Origin of the sequence: Plantibacter sp. T3 (genome assembly GCF_902506515.1) — a bacterium.
Taxonomy (GTDB): Bacteria; Actinomycetota; Actinomycetes; order Actinomycetales; family Microbacteriaceae; genus Plantibacter; species Plantibacter auratus.
The window spans coordinates 3,660,848-3,679,531 of sequence record NZ_LR733286.1; the positions used below are offsets into that span (position 1 = coordinate 3,660,848).

Annotated in this window: 19 protein-coding genes and 1 tRNA gene; 6 read left to right on the forward strand and 14 right to left on the reverse strand. The window is 69.7% G+C overall.

From position 1 onward, the window contains the following. Positions 1 to 8: 8 nt before the first annotated feature. Positions 9 to 878 (reverse strand): helix-turn-helix transcriptional regulator, encoded by an 870-nt coding sequence (locus GV015_RS17295; RefSeq protein ID WP_371416576.1) that lies wholly within the window; start codon positions 876 to 878, stop codon positions 9 to 11. Positions 879 to 1,051: 173 nt separating this feature from the next. Between GV015_RS17295 and GV015_RS17300 the strand changes: the two genes are divergently transcribed. After that, the gene (locus GV015_RS17300) at positions 1,052 to 2,476 is read left to right on the forward strand and encodes an MFS transporter (protein WP_159879637.1); all 1,425 of its coding nucleotides are present in this window, start codon (positions 1,052 to 1,054) and stop codon (positions 2,474 to 2,476) included. 22 nt (positions 2,477 to 2,498) lie between these two features. Here the strand turns inward: GV015_RS17300 and GV015_RS17305 are convergent, their stop codons facing one another. From GV015_RS17305 to topA, 7 genes are all read right to left on the reverse strand, one after another. Further along, positions 2,499 to 3,005, reverse strand: coding sequence for a DUF6301 family protein (locus GV015_RS17305; protein WP_159879639.1), 507 nt, complete (start codon positions 3,003 to 3,005; stop codon positions 2,499 to 2,501). A 114-nt stretch (positions 3,006 to 3,119) separates the two neighbouring features. Further along, positions 3,120 to 3,195 (reverse strand) — tRNA-Thr (locus tag GV015_RS17310). 35 nt (positions 3,196 to 3,230) lie between these two features. Continuing rightward, entirely contained in the window at positions 3,231 to 3,866 is a 636-nt protein-coding gene (locus tag GV015_RS17315; protein ID WP_175117477.1) for a TetR/AcrR family transcriptional regulator, read from the reverse strand. 19 nt (positions 3,867 to 3,885) lie between these two features. After that, positions 3,886 to 5,508 (reverse strand): alpha/beta hydrolase, encoded by a 1,623-nt coding sequence (locus GV015_RS17320; protein ID WP_159879641.1) that lies wholly within the window; start codon positions 5,506 to 5,508, stop codon positions 3,886 to 3,888. 9 nt (positions 5,509 to 5,517) lie between these two features. Then, positions 5,518 to 6,651: a DNA polymerase III subunit delta' gene (locus tag GV015_RS17325; protein WP_079706890.1), complete on the reverse strand. Its 1,134-nt coding sequence runs from the start codon at positions 6,649 to 6,651 to the stop codon at positions 5,518 to 5,520. A gap of 177 nt (positions 6,652 to 6,828) precedes the next feature. After that, a complete protein-coding gene (gene tmk / locus GV015_RS17330) occupies positions 6,829 to 7,464 on the reverse strand; it encodes a dTMP kinase (RefSeq protein WP_159879643.1) in 636 nt (211 codons plus the stop codon). Continuing rightward, the gene (gene topA, locus GV015_RS17335) at positions 7,461 to 10,316 is read right to left on the reverse strand and encodes a type I DNA topoisomerase (protein WP_159880371.1); all 2,856 of its coding nucleotides are present in this window, start codon (positions 10,314 to 10,316) and stop codon (positions 7,461 to 7,463) included. Before topA ends, tmk begins: the two co-directional genes overlap by 4 nt. A gap of 161 nt (positions 10,317 to 10,477) precedes the next feature. Between topA and GV015_RS17340 the strand changes: the two genes are divergently transcribed. After that, positions 10,478 to 10,723 (forward strand): hypothetical protein, encoded by a 246-nt coding sequence (locus tag GV015_RS17340; protein WP_064294660.1) that lies wholly within the window; start codon positions 10,478 to 10,480, stop codon positions 10,721 to 10,723. Positions 10,724 to 10,742: 19 nt separating this feature from the next. Here the strand turns inward: GV015_RS17340 and GV015_RS17345 are convergent, their stop codons facing one another. Genes GV015_RS17345 through GV015_RS17355 form a run of 3 tightly spaced genes read right to left on the reverse strand, consistent with a single transcriptional unit; the run spans position 10,743 to position 11,731 of the window. Further along, entirely contained in the window at positions 10,743 to 11,165 is a 423-nt protein-coding gene (locus tag GV015_RS17345; RefSeq protein ID WP_159879645.1) for an Rv3654c family TadE-like protein, read from the reverse strand. Then, a complete protein-coding gene (locus GV015_RS17350) occupies positions 11,162 to 11,473 on the reverse strand; it encodes a TadE family type IV pilus minor pilin (RefSeq protein ID WP_159879647.1) in 312 nt (103 codons plus the stop codon). Before GV015_RS17350 ends, GV015_RS17345 begins: the two co-directional genes overlap by 4 nt. 45 nt (positions 11,474 to 11,518) lie before the next feature. Beyond that, on the reverse strand, positions 11,519 to 11,731 hold the full coding sequence (locus tag GV015_RS17355) for a DUF4244 domain-containing protein (protein WP_079706885.1): 213 nt from the start codon (positions 11,729 to 11,731) through the stop codon (positions 11,519 to 11,521). Between the two features lie 175 nt (positions 11,732 to 11,906). On the opposite strand from GV015_RS17355, the gene GV015_RS17360 reads away from it, so the two are divergent. Then, on the forward strand, positions 11,907 to 12,257 hold the full coding sequence (locus GV015_RS17360; protein ID WP_079706884.1) for a PadR family transcriptional regulator: 351 nt from the start codon (positions 11,907 to 11,909) through the stop codon (positions 12,255 to 12,257). Continuing rightward, complete coding sequence (locus GV015_RS17365) at positions 12,254 to 12,817, forward strand: hypothetical protein (RefSeq protein WP_236555521.1); 564 nt, start codon at positions 12,254 to 12,256, stop codon at positions 12,815 to 12,817. Before GV015_RS17360 ends, GV015_RS17365 begins: the two co-directional genes overlap by 4 nt. 46 nt (positions 12,818 to 12,863) lie before the next feature. Here the strand turns inward: GV015_RS17365 and GV015_RS17370 are convergent, their stop codons facing one another. The 3 genes from GV015_RS17370 to GV015_RS17380 form a co-directional block, all read right to left on the reverse strand. After that, positions 12,864 to 13,928 (reverse strand): type II secretion system F family protein, encoded by a 1,065-nt coding sequence (locus GV015_RS17370; protein WP_159879649.1) that lies wholly within the window; start codon positions 13,926 to 13,928, stop codon positions 12,864 to 12,866. Continuing rightward, a complete protein-coding gene (locus tag GV015_RS17375; protein ID WP_159879651.1) occupies positions 13,925 to 14,959 on the reverse strand; it encodes a TadA family conjugal transfer-associated ATPase in 1,035 nt (344 codons plus the stop codon). The genes GV015_RS17370 and GV015_RS17375 overlap by 4 nt, the downstream gene beginning before the upstream one ends. Positions 14,960 to 15,070: 111 nt before the next feature. Then, positions 15,071 to 16,150 carry a LacI family DNA-binding transcriptional regulator gene (locus tag GV015_RS17380; RefSeq protein ID WP_371416577.1) on the reverse strand — a complete coding sequence of 360 codons (1,080 nt, stop codon included), beginning with the start codon at positions 16,148 to 16,150 and terminating at the stop codon, positions 15,071 to 15,073. A gap of 151 nt (positions 16,151 to 16,301) precedes the next feature. On the opposite strand from GV015_RS17380, the gene GV015_RS17385 reads away from it, so the two are divergent. Then, the gene (locus GV015_RS17385) at positions 16,302 to 17,249 is read left to right on the forward strand and encodes a nucleoside hydrolase (protein ID WP_159879653.1); all 948 of its coding nucleotides are present in this window, start codon (positions 16,302 to 16,304) and stop codon (positions 17,247 to 17,249) included. Next, positions 17,246 to 18,682: an MFS transporter gene (locus GV015_RS17390; RefSeq protein WP_371416578.1), complete on the forward strand. Its 1,437-nt coding sequence runs from the start codon at positions 17,246 to 17,248 to the stop codon at positions 18,680 to 18,682. Before GV015_RS17385 ends, GV015_RS17390 begins: the two co-directional genes overlap by 4 nt. Positions 18,683 to 18,684: the final 2 nt, after the last annotated feature.

An 18,684-nucleotide genomic window follows, 5' to 3' on the forward strand; every position in this document is an offset into this window, starting at 1 on the left:
TCCTTGGGTCAGTGGTGGGGCGAGGGGTGTTCGGAGGTGGCCGCCCAGCTGGCGAGGAGTTTGAGTGACTCCTCGCTCGGTGAGCCGGGTTCGGCGCTGTAGATCAGGAAGTTCAGGCCGGGCTGATCCATCGGTTCCATCGCCTCGTAGATCATGCGGAGCTCGCCGACGACCGAGTGATGGAACACCTTCTCGCCGGACGTGTGATGGCGGACGTTGTGCGCACCCCAACGGACGCGGAACTCTTCGCTGCGCGTGGACAACTCACCCACCAGGTCCTGCAGGGCCCGATCGTGCGGACTGCGCCCCGCCTCGGTGCGGAGGATCGCGACGTTGATGTCGGCCGAGGTCGACCAGCTCGGGTAGAACGCCTCCGCGAGGTCGCGGTGCAGGAACACGAATCGAGCCAGGTTCACCGGGCGCTCCGGGAGCGCGTAGAGATCGGCGTACAGCGCGCGGAAGAGTGCGTTCTCGGCGAGGACGTCCATCCGGCCGTTCCGGACGAACGCCGGGCCTGCGGTGATGGAGTCGAGGGCGAGTTGCATACCGGGCCGCACGCCGGCCGGCGCAGACCGTCGGCGGGCCCGGATCGGCGATTCGTTCGCCGCCCGAGCGAGGTCCGTGAGGTGGGAGCGCTCCGCGTCGTCCAACCGCAGTGCGGCGCCGATCGCGTCGAGGACCGCCTCCGACACCCCCGAGAGGTTCCCGCGCTCGAGGCGCGAGTAGTACTCGACGCTCACTCCGGCGAGCATCGCGACCTCGGTGCGACGCAGCCCCGGCACGCGTCGGTTCGTCCCGCCAGGCAGCTCCACCTGCTCTGGCGTGAGTCGGTCCCGACGGGTCGTCAGGAACTCGCGCACCTCGTCTCGATTGTCCATGCCGACAACGATATGACGCGGCCTCCGGCGCTGGGGTGTTCCCGCAGGACACCCATCCTCGACCTCGTGGAGGCCGTCCGGGCAGGCACGCAGCGTCTCCCGTGCTCGCGCCGCCCTGAGACGTGCCCTGGCGGAGTATCCCTGCTTCGTCGCCGGTGGTGTGTGATCGAGGGATGCAGATCGACCACGGGAACGCGGCAGCACACCGCGTGTCATCACCGACCTCGGACGACGGCCTCGCCGACCGTGCAGGCCGGAAGCCGCGACAAAGCCTGACGCTGCTGCTGGCTGCGCTCGGGTTCTTCCTGATCACCCTCGACATCCTCATCGTCACCATCGCGCTCACCAGCATCGCGCGAGACCTCGGCGGAACGACGGCATCGCTGCAGTGGGTGATCGACGCCTACACGGTGCTGTTCGCGGCCCTCCTGCTCCTCGCCGGCAACCTCTCGGAGCGGTTCGGTGCGAAGCGGGCGTACGGCGTCGGCATCACCGTCTTCCTCGTCACGTCGATCGCGTGTGCAGTGGCCCCGTCGATCGGTGTCCTCATCGCCGCTCGAGCGCTGCAGGGCGCCGGTGCGGCGTTGATGCTGCCGGCGTCCATGGCGCTCATCCGTGAGGCGTTCCCAGGAGCTCGCGAGCGCGCTCGCGCCCTGGGCATCTGGGCGGTCGGCGGCGCGGTCGCCACCGCGCTCGGGCCGGTCCTCGGCGGCGCGTTGACGACGCTCGACTGGCGACTGGTGTTCGCGATCAACCTGCCCGTCTGCATCATGATGCTCCTCCTGCTCCGGACGGTCGCATCATCCCCGTCCCGGCCGGAGCCGTTCGACTGGGCCGGACAGTTCGTCTGGCTCATCGCGTCGACGGCGCTCGTGTTCGGACTCATCGAGGGCGGGGCGGACGGGTTCGCCAGTCCCGTCGCGGTCGCCAGCCTCGGCGTCGCGCTGGTCGGCATCGTCGGTTTCCTCGTCATCCAGGCCAGGAGCGCGCACCCGATGATGCCGTTGGATCTGTTCCGATCGAGCGGTATGCGCATCGCCCTCGCCGTCGGATTCGCGTTCATGGTGAGCAACTTCGGGACCGTGTTCGTCCTGAGTCTGTTCCTGCAGCAGCAGCTCCGGCTGCCGCCGCTGCTCGCGGGCCTGGTGTTCCTCCCGTCGGCCCTCTTCGCCGTCGTCGGCAACATCGTCAGTGGCACCGTCGCCAACCGCTTCGGGGTGCGCGTGCCGATCGTGGCGGGGTTGCTCCTCATGGTGGTCGGGCTCGTCGGCACCGTCGCCACCGCGCACCTGGGGTCGCCGATCTGGGTGGGTGTCTTCGCGTGCTTCACCGCCGCGGGAGGTTCCGTGGCGATGCCGCCGGTGACCTCCGTGGTGCTCGCCAGCGTCCCGGCATCGCGCGCCGGCACCGCGAGTGCGGTCTTCAACACCTTCCGCCAACTCGGCGGTGCGGTCGCCATCGCGGTCTTCGGGGCGCTCCTCACCGGCTCGACGGGCTTCATCGCCGGGCTGCGACTCAGCCTCGTCATCGCCGCGGCGCTCATCCTCCTCACCGCGATCGCGAGCGTGTTCGTCAGGCCGGCGGACGGGTCGTCATGACACCGCAGTCGACCAGACGGGATCAGTCAGTGTCGTCACCGGCGCCCGGCGTGCGGCAAGGGTCGATGCCCAGGCGTTCCTCGCTCCGCTCCACGTCGGCGAACCGCTGCCCCTCGACGACGAGCAGCACCTTCTTGGGAACCGTCTTGAGCCAGATCCTGCCGCCGTTCGCCAGTTCCCAGTACGGGTCGCCGGCCTGGGAGCCGGAGGGTTGACCAAGGTGCGCGCTCAGCGCCGACTGTAACTCCTGAGCGGCGCTCCGCAGCGCGCCGGGGTCGTCGCTCTTGTCGGAGACCGCGATCACGACCTGGGCGATCGCTTCATCTGCGACGAGCGAACGAACAGTCGGTAGGTTCACGGGATACCCGGAACGGTGCTGGACACCGCTCGACGTCTCCAGTTTGAGTTGCCACCCGAGACGCTCCGCGAGCGCCTTGAAGTCGTCGCGACCGAGCGGCCACGACACCGACGTGAACGCCTCGCAGACGGCATCGATCTGTGCGTCCGTGGCTCTGGCGAGTGCATCCATCCGGTCATCCTACGGCTGTCTCCGCACCGGCTTCGGCGGCGGACGAGGAAGCGTTCCGAAAACCAGAACAGCCGCTGACCTGGGTGTTCCAGGGCAACGGCCGGGTGATGCTGATGGAGCCGCCCAAGGGAATCGAACCCTTGACCTTCTCATTACGAGTGAGATGCTCTGCCGACTGAGCTAGGGCGGCGCGTGCGCTGGTCGCCCGGCGCACGAGTATCCATGTTAGCGCAGCTTTTGGACCGTCGTGTACAGCTCGGCGAAAGAACGACGGATCCGCTCGGCGAGGGACCCTGGCGTCGGGGCATCGGCCCAGCAGCGCCAGGCATGACGCAGGCCGGCGAAGCCCACCATCGTCACCATCCAGCAGCGGTCGAACAGCGCCTCGGCGTCCTCCGCGAGCGTCGGGTCGTCGTTCAGCACCCGGCGCTCGACGACCTTGTAGAGGCCCTCCTCGAAGCCGCGCATACTCGCGATCCGCGCGCCCAGCAGGTGCGGGTGGTCGCGCAGTACGTCCTTACGGAGATGGTGGATCTCGACGTCCTCGTCGGCGTCACCGACAGTCCGGGCCAGGAGCTCCCCCAGATCGGTGAGCACGTCGGTGGCAGGTCCGGCGGTGAGGAAGGCGTGCAGGGCGTCGCCGTCAGGGATCAGCGGAATGTCGCCGATCAGCGCCTCCTCCTTCGTCCCGAAGTAATTGAAGAAGGTCCGCGGCGAGACTTCCGCCCGACGGCTCACCTCCTCGACTGTCACGTTCTCGAGCCCCTGCTCACTCGCGAGCGTCAACACCGCGTGCTGGATCGCCCGACGCGTCGCAAGCCGCTTCCGCTCGCGGAGCCCGAGTTCAGCCGGCGCCGTCATGGTCATCAGGATCCCGCCGTCAACTGCACATCGGGTCCTTCGACGGCACCGTGCCGTCGATGAGGTACTGGTCGACCGCCTGGTTCACGCAGTCGCTGCCCTTGTTGTAGCCGGTGTGACCCTCACCCTTGTAGGTGATCAGCTGACCCTTGTCGAGCTGCTCCGCGAGGTTCTGCGCCCAGACGTAGGGCGTGGCCGGGTCGTTCGTCGTCCCGACGACGAGGATCGGCGCAGCACCCTTCGCGTGGATCTCCCCACGCTCGGTCCGCGTCTGGTACGGCCAGTTGGCGCAGAACGTGTCACCGTAGGCCATGTACTCGCCGATCACGGGAGCCGCTTCCTGGAGCTGCTTGGCCTCGTCGGCCATCTTGGTCTTGTCGTCGTCGTAGCTGTAGTCGAGGCAGTTGATCGCGTTGAACGCCTCGGTCTGGTTGTCGGCGTACTTACCGGACTCGCTGCGACCGTTGTAGCCGTCGGCGAACTGGAACGCGATGTCGGTCCCGCCCTGCATGACCTCGTCGAACATCTGGCTGAGGTACGGCCAGGCATCGGCCTGGTACAGCGGGTAGATGATCGCCGTCAGCAGGGTGTTGCCGCCCAGCTCTCGTCCGTCGTCGCCGGGGATCGGGTTCGCGTCGACCTCGTCGAGGAGCGTCTTGATCTCGGTCATCGCGCTGTCGACGGAACCCTTGAACGGGCAGTCCTTGCCCGTCATGCAGTCCTCGAGGTAGGCACGCAGAGCACTTTCGAAGCCCTTGGCCTGCTCCTTGACGACCTCGAAGTTCGACGTCGACGGGTCGATCGCACCGTCGAGCACGAGTCGGCCGACGTTCTTCGGGAAGAGCTCCGCGTAGGTCGCGCCGAGGAAGGTGCCGTACGAGTACCCGAGGTAGTAGAGCTGCTTGTCGCCGACGGCCGCGCGCAGCATGTCGAGGTCCTTCGCAGCGCTCTGCGTGTCGACGAACTCGAGCATCTTGCCCGTCTCCTCCGCACACGCGTCGCCGAAGTCCTTCGCGGCCTTCTCGTTCGCGGCGATCCACTCGTCGGAGCCGCGCTTGCCCGGCGTCACGTCGTACAGGTACGCGTCCATCTCCGAGTCGGTCAGGCAGGTCACCGGCGTCGACTTGCCGACACCGCGGGGATCGAAGCCGACGACGTCGAAGTTCTCCTGGAGGTCCTTGTCGACCGCGAAATCGAGGCTGTCGGCGACGAGGCTGTAGCCGGAACCACCCGGGCCGCCGGGGTTCATGAAGAGCGAACCGATCGGCTTGCCGTTCGTCGCCTGGTGACGCACGAGCGCCAGGGAGAGTTCGCCGTCCGAGGGGTTGTCCCAGTCGATGGGCGCCTTCGCCGTGGCGCACTCGAAGCCGTCGGCACAGCCGTTGGTCTTCCAGTCGAGCTTCTGCTCGTAGAAGGGCTTCAGCTCGGCGTCGACGTCGCTCGTCGCCGGCGAGGACGACGCCGTCGGCTCGGCGGCCTTCGGCGGCAGGAAGGCCGTCACGCACCCGCTCAGGGTGAGCGCCGCGACCGCGAGACCGGCCACCAGGGCGACCCGCGCCGTACGGCGCGCACCGGGACCCCTGCGACGGGGTGCACCGGTCGATCCCGTCGAGTCCGACGGCTGCTGCCTGGGCGAAGTCACAGAGGCTCCCTACCGGACCGCCGACACGAGCATGGCCTCCAAGGCCAGCGCCGGGGCGACGTTCCCTTCGATTCGTGTGCGGGCGACGGAGATCGCCTCCAAGGTTTCGATCGTAACCGCAGGCGTCGTCCGGCGAGCGGCTTCCTCGAGTTCCGGACGCAATTCACGGTTGATGATCGTGGCGTCGTGCCCCAGCTGCAGGAGCACGATGTCGCGGTACAGCGAGAGCAGGTCGACCATGATCCGGTCGAGCCCGTCGCGCAGGCTTCGGGTGGCGCGCCGCTTCTGGTCCTCCTCCATCGCCCGGACCTGCGAGCGGAGGGCCGGCGGCACCGACTGACCGGGCTCGACGCCGAGTGAGCGCAGCGTGCTCTCCCGCTCGGCCTCGTCGCGCAACGAGGTGTACGCCTTCGCGTCGTCGCCCGCCAGCTCCAGGAGGCGGCCAGCGGTGACAACAGCCTGGCCGGCACTCCGGATGTCGAGCACGGCACGGAGCGTGGATTCACGACGCTGCCGCGCGCCGGGGTCGGTCGCGAGGCGGTGGGCCATGCCGACGTGGCTCTGCGCCTCGCGGGCGGCGCGTTCAGCGAGTTCAGGTGCAACACCGTCGCGCCGTTCCAGCAGCTCGGCGACGTCGTCGATGGTGGGGACGCCGAGGCGGACCGAGCGGACGCGCGACCGGATGGTGGGCAACAGGTCGGCCTCGCTCGGCGCGCACAGCACCCAGATCGTGCTGCTCGGCGGTTCCTCGAGCGACTTCAGCAGCAGGTTGGACGTGCGCTCGGTCATGCGGTCGGCGTCCTCGACGACCATGACGCGGAAGCGACCGACAGACGGCGCGCGGTAGGCGTTCCGGACGAGGTCGCGGACCTCGTCGATCGTGATGATGACGCGGTCGGTGCTCAAGGCGGAGAGGTCGGGGTGGGTGCGCGCCTCCACCTGACGACGGGTGATGTCGTCGCCCCCGGGCTCGCGGCTGAGGAGCGCGGCGGCGAACGCATAGGCGAGGGTCGACCGGCCGGAACCGGGCGGCCCGGTGATGAGCCAGGCGTGGGTGAGGCCCTTGGGCGTGACCGGGTCCGACGCCGACTGGAGGAGCTCGATCGCGTCGCGTTGACCCGTCAAGTCGGTCCAGGAAGCCATGCCTCTACGATACCGGGCGGTACCGACCTGAGCCGGCGGGGCCCTTCGACAGGCTCAGGGACCGGAAGGTGTGGGCTCAGGGACAGGGCGGTGTGGGCTCAGTGGCCGGAACGGTGTGGGCTCAGGGACCGGAAGGGTGTGCCCTTCGACAGGCTCAGGAACCGGAGTGGGGTGCGCTCAGAGGAGCGGCGCGATGCGGGCCTGGATCTCGGCGGCGAGTTGCTCGGGCGGGAGCGCGGCGTCGACGACGAGGAACCGCTCGGGCTCCGCGGCCGCGAGGGCGAGGAACGACTGCCGCACCCGGGTGTGGAAGTCCTGCGCCTCGGCCTCGAGCCGGTCGAACCGCTTGTTGGCGTTGTCGAGACGACCGCGGGCTACGGCGACGTCCAGGTCGAGGAGCACGGTCACGTCGGGCAGGAGGTCCTCGGCGGCCCAGAGCGAGATGCCGCGAATCTGCTCGGCGTCGAGCACGCGTCCGCTGCCCTGATATGCGACCGACGAGTCGAGGTACCGGTCCTGCAGGACGACCTCGCCCCTCGCGAGGGCCGGGCGCACCACGGTGGCGATGTGGTGTGCGCGGTCCGCCGCGTAGAGCAAGGCCTCGGCACGCGGGCTGATGTCGCCCCGGTGATGCAGCACGATCTCGCGGATCTCGACACCGAGCTCACTGCCGCCCGGCTCACGGGTCCGGACGACCGTCCGCCCCTGCTGCTCGAACCAGTCGCTCAGGAGTCGCGCCTGCGTCGACTTCCCGACGCCGTCGCCGCCCTCGAGGGTGATGAACAGGCCCCGGGGGCGTCCTCCCCCGCTCACGTGACGGCGTCGGCCTTCGCCGCAGCCGCCTTGTTCGCGGCGCGGGTCGCGGCAGCCTTCTTCGCCGCTTCCGAACGGGCGGTCGACGTGGCCGTCGCGGACTTCGTGGCCGCCGTCTTGGCGGTCCCCGTCTTCGCGGCGGCGGTCTTCTTGGCCGGAGCCTTCTTCGCAGGTGCCTTTTTCGCGGGAGCCTTGCGACCGGCCTTCGGCTTCGCCGGGCCCTTCGCACGCTTGTCCGCGAGGAGCTGGACCGCTCGCTCGAAGTCGACGTCGTCGACCTCCTCGCCACGCGGGATCGTCGCGTTGGTCACGCCGTCCGTCACGTAGGCGCCGAAACGGCCGTCCTTGATCTTGATCGGCTTCCCGCTCTCGGGGTCGGCCTCGAACTCCTTGAGGGCGCTCGACGCCTTCCGGGCTCCGTACTTGGGCTGTGCGAACAGCTCGACCGCACCGGCGAGGTCGACCGCGAAGATGTCGTCCTCGGAGGTGAGCGACCGCGTGTCGGTGCCCTTCTTCAGGTACGGACCGTAGCGCCCGTTCTGCGCGAGGATCTCCTCGCCGGACTCAGGATCGGCACCGACGACGCGAGGCAGGTCGAGGAGCTTGAGCGCGGTCTCGAGGTCGATGGTCGCGAGGTCCATCGATTTGAAGAGCGATGCGGTGCGCGGCTTCTCGGCCGCCGCCTTCTTCTTGGCGGGAGCCTTCTTCTTGGCACCCGCTGCCGGCTCGGTCACCTCGCCGGTCGCCGTGTCGACGGAGAGCTCCGCCTCGGGCTCCGGGTCGACCTCGGTGATGTACGGGCCGAAGCGTCCGTCCTTCGCGACGATCTCCTTGCCGGTCGTCGGGTTCACGCCGATGACGCGATCGCCGACGACGGGTGCGTCGATGAGCTCGTGCGCCTTCGCGGGCGTCAGCTCGTCGGGCGCGAGGTCCTCGGGGAGGTTGACCCGACGCGGCGTCGGGGCTTCCTCTCCTTCGGCCGGCGGCGGACCGTCGGGCGTGACCTCGAGGTACGGGCCGTACTTGCCGATGCGGAGCGTGACCCCGTCGTCGATGACGATCGAGTTGATGCGGCGGGCGTCGATGTCGCCGAGGTTGTCGATGACCTGACGCAGGCCGCGACCCGAATCGTCGCCGAAGTAGAAGCCCTTGAGCCAGTCGACGCGGTCGACCGAGCCACCGGCGATCCGGTCGAGGTCGTTCTCCATCTCAGCGGTGAAGTCGTACTCGACGAGCTCCTCGAAGTACTCCTCCAGGAGACGGACGACACTGAACGCCACCCAGCTGGGGATGAGCGCCTGGCCGCGCTGCGTCACATAGCCACGATCGATGATCGTGGAGATGATCGATGCGAACGTGGACGGTCGGCCGATGCCGAGCTCCTCGAGCCGCTTCACGAGGCTGGCCTCGGTGTAGCGCGGGGGCGGCGAGGTCTCGTGCCCCTTCGCCTCCGGGTCCTCGATGCCGAGCTGCTGGCCTTCGGTGAGGGGCGGCAACTTCGCCTCGGACGCGTCGTCCTGGGAGTTGCGGTCCTCGTCCTGGCCCTCTTCGTAGGCGGCGAGGAAGCCACGGAAGGTGATGACGGTGCCGGACGCGGTGAACTCGGCGCGGCCGACGTCGGTCTTCGACTCGAGCGTGATCGTCGCCGTGGAGCCCTTCGCGTCGGCCATCTGGCTTGCCACGGTGCGCTTCCAGATCAGGTCGTACAGCTTGAAGTCGTTGCCACGGAGGGTCGACGCGAGCGAGGACGGCGTGCGGAACGTGTCGCCCGAGGGACGGATCGCCTCGTGCGCCTCCTGCGCGTTCTTGCTCTTGCCGCTGTACAGGCGCGGCTTGTCGGGCACCGTCTCGGCACCGTAGAGGGCAGCAGCCTGCTTCCGCGCCGCGTCGATCGCCTGCTTGCTCAGCGAGGGCGAGTCGGTACGCATGTACGTGATGTAACCGTTCTCGTACAGCGACTGCGCGACACTCATCGTCTGGCGAGCGGAGAACCGCAGCTTGCGACCGGCCTCCTGCTGGAGCGTGGAGGTCGTGAAGGGCGCCGCCGGCCGGCGGGAGTACGGCTTGGACTCGACGGAGAGGACGGTCGCCTTCGACTGCTCGAGTGCTGCGGCGAGCGCCGTGGCCCGCTGCTCGTCGAGCGGGACGGCACTGCCTTTGAGCTGTCCGAGGTCGTCGAAGTCGCGGCCGGTGGCGACGCGGTCGCCGTCGAGCCGGACGAGACGTGCGGTGAAGGGTGCTCCGGTGGCGTCTGCTTCGGGGAGGAAGCGGGCGATGACGTCCCAGTAGGACGCGGCGCGGAAGGCGAGGCGCTCGCGCTCCCGGTCGACGACGAGTCGCGTGGCGGCGGACTGCACGCGTCCGGCGCTCAGCCCGGGGCCGACCTTGCGCCAGAGCACGGGCGAGATCTCGTACCCATAGAGGCGGTCGAGGATGCGGCGGGTCTCCTGGGCGTCGACAAGGTCGGTGTCGAGGGGCCGCGTCTTGTCCTTCGCGGCGAGGATGGCGTCCTTGGTGATCTCGTGGAAGACCATGCGGCTGACGGGGACCTTGGGCTGCAGGACCTGCAGGAGGTGCCACGCGATGGCCTCGCCTTCGCGGTCCTCATCAGTCGCGAGGAGGAGTTCGTCGGCGTTCTTGAGTGCGCGCTTGAGGTCCGCGACGGTCTTCTTCTTCGCGTCGGAGACGACGTAGTACGGCTCGAAGCCGTTGTCGACGTCGACCGAGAACTTGCCGAGCGAGCCCTTCTTGAGCTCGGCGGGAAGGTTCTTCGGCTCGATGAGGTCGCGGATGTGACCGACCGAGGACAGCACCTCGTAGTCGTCACCGAGATATCCGGCGATCGACTTCATCTTGGTCGGTGACTCTACGATCACGAGTTTCTTGCCTGCCACGAGGCTCCTTCCATCAGGCACACCATACACACGTGCACAGCAGGCTTGTCCAATCGTGGGGCGGCCGCGCGCGTGTCCATCCCCTTGCGTTCTGCGGCGTTCGGAGCAGAATGTCTGCCATGAGTACCCAGACGAGTTACACCGTGAAGTTGACCGACGGTCCGCTGGAGGGCAAGACGATCAGCGCCCGACTCAGCGACCACGGATCACCGACGCCCACCGTCGACGTGCCGAGCGGCACCGCCGGCAAGGTCTACCGATACGCCCGGACGACCGGCGAGGAGTACGACGACTCCGGCGCCCCGAGCGCCGTCGACTACCGCTTCCTGGAGGCGGTCTTCACGACCGACTCCGGTCAGGGCTGACCGTTCTCACCGCTACCTCTTAATAGGTGGCGGTCGCGGGCACCCCGACGACGGCGCCGGACGCCTCCGGAGGAGGTCCGGCTCTCGCGGCGACCGTGATGGCGCCGAAGGCCGTGTCGACAGTGGCGTCGACGAGGACGGTGACGCCCTCCACACTGCAGGTGCCGAGCGACGCCGCATTGCGCGCCGCGACCATGCGAGCAGTTTCGCAGGGGAAGCCTGGGAGACGACCGGACGCGGTGTCGGCTGCCGCCAACGCGGCTGCGTCAGCCGCGTTGGCCGCTCTCTGATGAGCGGCGAACAACGTCACGACGGGCAGCGTCGCCAGGAGGACGGCGACCAGCGCCCCGAGGATGCCTGCCGCCAGAACCGACCCTGCTCCGGTCTCGTCGCGCAGGTCTCGCGCCGCGCGGAGGACCAGGTGGCGCCACCTCACGCTCATCGGCCGCCGCCCATGGCGCATGAGGATGCCGACACCGGGACGACGCCGGCCAGGCCGGACCCGCCGACGGCGTCGACGCGCACGCAGACGAGGTCGCCCTCCACGCCACTCGTCATGGTGGCCCCCGGCAGGACGCGCGCGACCCGACCCGCCGCGGTCCCGGCGTCGTCGCCTCGCCCCAGGCTCCGGGCGGCGTCGGCCGCTGCGTCGGTCGCACGGAGCTGGGTCAGCCCCACCTGCACCGCGGAGAGTCCCATGGCCAGCACGAGGACGACGGCCGGGACGACGACAGCGAACTCCGCCGTCACCGCGCCTTCCTCCGAACGGCACGTCGGTACCTTCAGCCGCACGGCTCAACCGTTCGCCGTCAGGGCTCGTCGGATGAGGTCGGTGAGGATGCCCCGCACCTCGTCTCCGCGGAGGATGGCGACGAGGAGCCCGGCGAACCCGACGGCCGCCATCGTGGCCACCGCGTACTCCGCCGTGGCGGACCCTCGTTCGTCCCGCAGGACGCGCCGCACCTCGCGCGTGACACGCTGCTCGACTCGACGACCGATCGTGATCATGATGTTCCTTCCCCGCACCGGAGTGCTGCGCTCGTGGCACGAACACCTCCATGTTCGGCGACCGCGTCCAGCGACGCGCGAGCGGAGCCGACGTCGGCGACGGGCCGCGTCGACCGGCCGGTTGTGGAGCGAACTCGCCTTGCACCCAGTGGCTATTCATGCTTGAGTAATAGTCATGGATGAACAGCTGGCGGCGCGCGACTCGCAACTCCTCCGGGGCGTGTTGCCGATGCTCATCCTGTCCACCGTGCACCGCGGCGAGACCTACGGGTACGAGCTCGTCGAACGGCTCCGAGCCCTCGGGCTGGCCGACCTGGCGACCGGCGTCGTGTACCCGGTCCTCAGCCGGTTCGAACGCGACGGACTGGTGACCGCGCGTCGGGTCGCCTCCTCGGGCGGACCAGCACGGAAGTACTACGCGATCACCGAACGAGGAGACGCGGCGAGGCTCGACGCCATCGCCCGCTGGAGGGCGATGACCGACATCGCCGAACGAGGAATCGACCCTGAAGGAGCATCAGCATGATCGACCAGAAGCGCCCCACAGCGGACGACCTGCTCGCCGAGCGCGCTGCACGCGGACTGAGCGTCGCGGACCGCTGGCGACGAGACTCGTACCTGCAGCGCCTCGACTGGCACCTCGAGGCCGTGGTCACGGGGCGGGAACGCCGTTCGATCATCCGTTCACTCCGGGACGAGCTCTCGGTCGATCGGCGACCGATGACGATCGCCGTGGCCGACCTCGGCTCACCACGCGCTCTGGCCGCCCGCTACGCCGACGACCCGGCCCGCTTGCGACCGACCTGGTCGATCGGGGTCATCTGGGGCGGCGTCGCGATCCTCGCCTACTGGTTCTCGTTCGCCCTGTTCACCCTCGGGATGCTCGCCGTGGTCGAGCAGTCGACGCTCGATGAAGCGCACGCACGGTTCTTCTTCGTCGACGTGCTCGCCTTCGCCAACGAGGATGGCATCGGCGTCGGCTGGTCCGGTGACGTCGCGTGGATCCTCGTGCCGATCGTGATCATCGCCGTCGCCGTGCTCATCGGTGCACGCTGCTGGCGCGCACTCCCACGCTCCCGCGGCTGAAGCAGTCTCGCGATCGGAGCAAGGCAGGTCCGCGTCGACCGGATCGTCAGAACCCGAGCGTCGTCGACGTGACCACGCTGAGGAGGAGCGGAGCCACACCGACGAGGAGGAAGGCCGGCAGGATGCAGACCCCGAGCGGGATCATGAGGCGGGTCGCGAGGATGGCTGCAGCCCGCTCGCCGTCGGACCGCGCCTGATCACGCTGCTGCTCCGCCTCGCTGCGGAGCAGCTCACCGGCGGGGATCCCGGCCCTGGCAGAGAGCGCGAGGACGCTCGTGATCGTGGCACCGTCGTAGGGGACGGTGAACCGCTCGCACGCCTCCTCGACCATCGACCGGGCCGCCGGCGCCGCTCCCCCACCCGCCATCGCCACCGCGACGAGGTCGAGCGACAACCCCGGTGCGGGGTCGCGCCTGGCCGCCCGTGCGCTGAGCGCCGAACTCCAGCGCGCACCGACGATGAGGAACGCCACGCCCGCCGCGAGACAGCAGAGCCCAGGAGGCGTCGCGAAGAGCGTCCGCAGTGTGTCGAAGCCGAGGGCCATCCCGAGGAGGACGGCGACGAGCGGCAACCAGAGCACCAGCCTCGCCGTCGCGGACGGTCCGGCGAGCGCTGTGCCGACGTCGCGACCGATGCGGTCCAACTCGCGCAGCGACCCGGCGAGGTCCCGCAGACAGACACCGAGTGGTGCGCCGCTGATCGCAGCGACCTGCCAAGCGGCTGCCAGGCCCGCCCAGGCTGTGCGCGCGCCAGCACCCGTCTCCTGATCAGCGATGGCGGCGATCGCCGCCGGCAGGTCGCCGCCGTGCGTTGCAGCATCGGCCACCGCTGACAGCACCGCCGCGTCGGCCCGATGATCGCTCGTCGGGCCGGCTTCGTCGTCCGGTTCATCCGTCGCGAGGCCGACGGACCCCGCCGCTGATCGCGTTCGCGCATCGGCGTCCGCTTCCAGGGCCAGATGCCTCCAAGCGCTGCCAGGTGCGACGCCGGCACCCAGCAGCACGGCCAGACGACGGGTGGTGCGCGCCACGCGTGCCGGGCCGTCGTCATCGGGTTGGGCCGCACCGGGAAGCGCGGCGAGCACCCGCCGTAGGACCCGTAGCCAGGTCACGGTAACTCCTCGACGGAGAGGCGATCGTGTTCGTCGATCAGGAGGCGGCCGACCGCGACCACCTGCCGGCCGACCGGGAGCCGTGCCAGGTGCACGATGAGTCCGATCGCGCTCGTCGCCTGACGGGCGACGGCCTCCTGACTCATGCCGGCGAGCGCACCGAGCGCCTCCAAACGGGCGGGCACGTCGGTCACGGAGTTCGCATGGAGGGTGCCGGCACCACCGTCGTGCCCGGTGTTGAGCGCCGACAGCAGCTCGCGCACCTCGGGCCCCCGGCACTCGCCGAGGACGAGCCGGTCGGGACGCATGCGGAGGGCCTCGCGCAGGAGGCGTTCGAGGTCGATGCCGCCGGCCCCCTCCAGGTTGGCCTGGCGCGACTGGAGGGCGACGACATGCGGGTGGAGGATCCGCAACTCCGCGACGTCCTCGATCACGACGAGCCGCTCGACGGGCGAGGCGAGGCCCAGCAGGGCGCCGAGCAGCGTCGTCTTCCCGGAGCCACCCGCACCGGTGATGAGGATGTTCGTCCGAGCGGCGACGGCCTCGCGCAGCAGCTCGGCGACCGCCGCCGGGAACATCCCAGCGGCCTGCAGCGCATCGAACCCCAGCGCCTCGTCCCGCGGCACCCGGATGGACAGCAACGTCCCCCGGGTCGACACCGGCGGGAGGACCACGTGCACCCGCACCCCGTCCTGCAGACGCACGTCGACGCACGGGGTCGCCTCGTCGACATGCCGCCCGCCTCTCGCCACCAGGCGCACCGCGAGCGCTCGGATGGTCGCCTCATCGGAGCGCCACCCCACCTCGCGGACGAGCCCGGCACCGTGGTCGAGCCAGAGGCCGGACGAACCGTTGACGAAGAGGTCGGTGACCCCCGGATCGGCGAGGTAGGGAGCAAGAGCCCCGAAGTCGGCGAGCGCCGTGACCCCGCGCGACTCGGCTGCACCAGCGGGTTCGGCGTCGACCGTCGCTTCCGGAGAATCAGGAGAGGCGGCATCGGGTGGGACGGAGACGACGAAGCGATCGGACATGCGGCGAGCGTAGAAGCCCTGGCTCGAACGCCGAGGCGCGGAGGCGCGGACCTCGCAAGCTCACGCGACCGACCTCGCTTGTGGAGCGGCCTCGATGGACGTCGACGCGCCTCAGCGACCGATCGTCGAGGCGCGGATGACGAGGTCCGCAGCGATCACCGGGGCGGGTGCCACCGTCCGGCCCTCGATCCGGGCGAGGAGTTGCTCGGCGCCTGCGCGACCGAGCGCCTCACCGGGCAACCGCACACTCGTCAACGGCGGGTCGCTCACCACCGACGACGCCAGGTCGTCGAACCCGACCACCGCGAGCTCCCCCGGCACCGGCATGCCCATCGCCCGCGCCGACTGCAGCACCCCGTACGCGTGCGTGTCGGTTGCGCAGACCAGCGCGGTCACCCCGGAGTCGCGCCACCGCGGCCAGCTGTCGACGAATGCCGCGGCCGCCGCTTCGAGGTCGATGATGCTCTCCGCGCGATCGTCGGCGTGCACCCGCATCCCGCGCACGGCAGCCTCGCGCTCGAGCAGCAGCCGACGCAGGAGGAACGTGTCCGTCGCCGTCCGCCCACCGAGGTACCCGAGCTGCCGGTGGCCCAGGACGTGGAGGTGGTCGAGGAGCGCTCGGACACCGCCGAGGAGGTCGAAGTCGACGGAGACGGCGCGTCGGTCGGTGACGACGGCACCGGACGCTGCCTCCGCCGTCGTCGCCGGGAGGCGGGGTGCGTCGAGCAACACGAGCGCGGTGTCGAGCCGGAGCTCGTCCAGGAAGGCCTCGCTCGGCGCATCGACCACGACCCCGGCCGGTCGGAGGGCCGCGAGTCGGCCGAGCGCCGCCGCCGTCGGCACGTCGCCCTCCCCGGTCACCGACACGAGCAACTGGTACGCGTCGCCGAGGCCGGCCCGGAGCCCGCGGATCACCGCACCGAAATAGGGGTTCGACGCATCCGGCGTCACGAAGACGACCAGGTTGCTGGACCCGCTCGCGAGCGCCCGCGCGGCGTGGTCGGCGACGTAGCCGAGCTCCGCGATCGCCTGGCGCACCCGTTCGGCGTTCTGTGCCGAGACGTGCCCGGCATCCTTGCCGTTGGCGACGAGCGACACGGTCGCGACCGACGTCCCGGCCCGCTCCGCCACCATCGCCGCCGTGACGCGACGGGCGGCGCGTGGCTGGGGATCGTTCGGTTCGAGGGGCACCCGTCGATCGTATCGGGGCCGCGGAACCCTGGGCCGAACGACCCGGTTTGGCGAACCTAAAGCGCTTGACGTAGGCTGCTCCCGGCGGACCTGAAGCGCTTTACGTGCGGCGTTGCCCGCTTCCCCCAGCACCCCAACGATGTGGAGAACCATGCCCCGCAAGATCATCCTCGACTGCGACCCAGGCCACGACGACGCGATCGCGATCCTCCTGGCACACGGCAACCCCGAGATCGAGCTGCTCGCCGTCACGACCGTCGTCGGCAACCAGACGCTGCCGAAGGTCACCCGGAACGCCCTCGCCGTCGCCCGCATCGCCGGGATCACCGACGTGCCGTTCGCCGCCGGTGCCGACCGCCCGCTCGTGCGCCCGCTCGAGAACGCGCCGGACATCCACGGCGAATCGGGCATGGACGGCCCCGTCCTCCCCGAACCGACGATCACCCTCGACGACCGTCACGCGATCGACCTCATCATCGACCTCGTCATGTCGCACGAGCCGGGCGAGATCACCCTCGTCCCGACCGGCGGCCTGACGAACATCGCCCTCGCAGCCCGCAAGGAGCCGCGCATCGTGGAGCGCGTCAAGGAGGTCGTCCTCATGGGCGGCGGGTACCACGTCGGCAACTGGTCGGCGGTGGCCGAGTTCAACATCAAGATCGACCCCGAGGCCGCGCACATCGTCTTCAACGAGAGCTGGCCCGTCGTCATGGTCGGCCTCGACCTCACGCACCAGGCCCTCGCCACCCCGGAGGTCGTCGAGCGGATCGCTGCGATCGGCACCGGCCCGGCACGCTTCGTCGAGGAGCTGCTCGAGTTCTTCGGCACCACCTACAAGGACGCGCAGGGCTTCGACAGTCCGCCCGTGCACGACCCGTGCGCGGTCGCCTACGTGATCGACCCGACGATCGTGCGGACCGTCAAAGTGCCGATCGACATCGAACTCACGGGCACGCTCACCCTCGGCATGACGGTCGCCGACTTCCGCAGCCCGGCTCCGGACGACTGCAGCACCTGGGCCGCGACCGAACTCGACCACGCACGCTTCTGGGGCCTCGTCACCGACGCCCTCGAGAACATCGGGGAGATCGAGCTGTGAGCGACCTCCTGAACTCCACGAAGCCCGCCGTCCGCATCGGCGCCCTCATGACGGCGTTGCTCGCCGCCTGCGTCGCCTTCCAGTTGAACGCCAGCATGCTGAGCCCCGCGCTCGTGAGCATGGCGCGTGAGCTGCAGACCGACGACGCCACCATCGGCCTCTCGCAGACGATGTTCTTCACCACCGCCGCACTGTTCTCCGTCTTCCTCCCCCGCCTCAGCGACATCATCGGCCGGAAGCGTGTCCTGGCCGGGATGCTCGTCATCATGCTCGTCGGCACCGTCGTCGCAGCCCTCGCCGTGAACGTCGAGATGCTGTTCGCCGGCCGCATCATCCAGGGCGTGTCCGGGCCGGTCGTGCCCATCACCCTGCTCATGCTGCGCGCCGAGGTCACCGACCCGAAGCGGTACGGCGCCATGATGGGCCTCATCACCGCGGTCAACGGCGGCATCGCCGGGATCGACGCCCTCGCCGGCGGCTGGCTCGTCACGAACCACGGCTTCCGGTCCGTCTTCTGGACCATGGCCGTCGTCGCAGCCGTCGCGATCGTCTTCGTCGTCCTGTGGGCCGCGAACTCGCAGCCCTCGAAGGGCACGAGGATGGACTGGTGGGGCGTGCTCCCGCTCGTCGTGTCGATCGCCGCCCTGCTCACCGCGTTCAACGAGGCCGGCAAGCTCGCAGCGGCGAACTGGCTGCTCGTCGGCGGGTTCATCGTCCTCGCCCTCGTCGCGTTCGCGATCTTCTGGACCGTCGAGAACCGCGTCGCCGAACCGCTGGTCGCCACGAAGTACCTCCGCCAGCGGAGCACCTGGGCACTCCTGCTCACGACGCTGCTCACGATGACCGGTGTCTTCGCCGTCGCCAACGGCCTCGTCACCTCGATCGCCCAGAACGCCGACGCGGGATTCAGCATGGAGGCCGACCTCGCCTCCCTCGCGTTCCTGACGCCGTACGCCCTCGTCGGCTGGCTCGTCGGCCCGTTCGCCGGTCGTCTCGCGCCTACGCTCGGCTACCTGAACGTGCTCCGCATCGGCCTCATCGGCAGCATCGTCTCGATCGTCGTCATGGCGCTCGTCGGCGTGCACTCGCTCCCCGTCCTCATCGCGACGACCGTCCTCATCGGTGCGACCTACGCGGGCATCGGCAACATCATGCTGAACGGGCTGGGCATCGTCCTGTCGCCGAAGGAGAACCCGGGCTTCCTGCCCGGACTGAACGCGGGCGCCTTCAACCTGGGCGCCGGGCTCAGCTTCGTCGTCCTCCCCGCCGTCCAGATCGCCGTCGCACCCGCCGGAGGGACGTCGACGGCCGGGTACACGAGTGCCATGCTGGTCGGCGCGGGCATCACCGCGGTCGCCCTGCTGGTGTCGTTCCTCATCCCGAAGCCCGCGGGCGCCGAGGTCCGCCCGGCCGAGACCGCCTCGGCAGCCTAGGA

Excerpts from the sequence above, each read along its gene's own strand:
- GV015_RS17295 (WP_371416576.1), bottom strand. The coding sequence starts at position 878 with ATGGACAATCGAGACGAGGTGCGCGAGTTCCTGACGACCCGTCGGGAC.
- GV015_RS17300 (WP_159879637.1), top strand. The coding sequence starts at position 1,052 with ATGCAGATCGACCACGGGAACGCGGCAGCACACCGCGTGTCATCACCG.
- GV015_RS17305 (WP_159879639.1), bottom strand. The coding sequence starts at position 3,005 with ATGGATGCACTCGCCAGAGCCACGGACGCACAGATCGATGCCGTCTGC.
- GV015_RS17315 (WP_175117477.1), bottom strand. The coding sequence starts at position 3,866 with ATGACGGCGCCGGCTGAACTCGGGCTCCGCGAGCGGAAGCGGCTTGCG.
- GV015_RS17325 (WP_079706890.1), bottom strand. The coding sequence starts at position 6,651 with ATGGCTTCCTGGACCGACTTGACGGGTCAACGCGACGCGATCGAGCTC.
- topA (WP_159880371.1), bottom strand. The coding sequence starts at position 10,316 with ATGAAGTCGATCGCCGGATATCTCGGTGACGACTACGAGGTGCTGTCC.
- GV015_RS17340 (WP_064294660.1), top strand. The coding sequence starts at position 10,478 with ATGAGTACCCAGACGAGTTACACCGTGAAGTTGACCGACGGTCCGCTG.
- GV015_RS17345 (WP_159879645.1), bottom strand. The coding sequence starts at position 11,165 with ATGAGCGTGAGGTGGCGCCACCTGGTCCTCCGCGCGGCGCGAGACCTG.
- GV015_RS17355 (WP_079706885.1), bottom strand. The coding sequence starts at position 11,731 with ATGATCACGATCGGTCGTCGAGTCGAGCAGCGTGTCACGCGCGAGGTG.
- GV015_RS17360 (WP_079706884.1), top strand. The coding sequence starts at position 11,907 with ATGGATGAACAGCTGGCGGCGCGCGACTCGCAACTCCTCCGGGGCGTG.
- GV015_RS17365 (WP_236555521.1), top strand. The coding sequence starts at position 12,254 with ATGATCGACCAGAAGCGCCCCACAGCGGACGACCTGCTCGCCGAGCGC.
- GV015_RS17375 (WP_159879651.1), bottom strand. The coding sequence starts at position 14,959 with ATGTCCGATCGCTTCGTCGTCTCCGTCCCACCCGATGCCGCCTCTCCT.
- GV015_RS17385 (WP_159879653.1), top strand. The coding sequence starts at position 16,302 with ATGCCCCGCAAGATCATCCTCGACTGCGACCCAGGCCACGACGACGCG.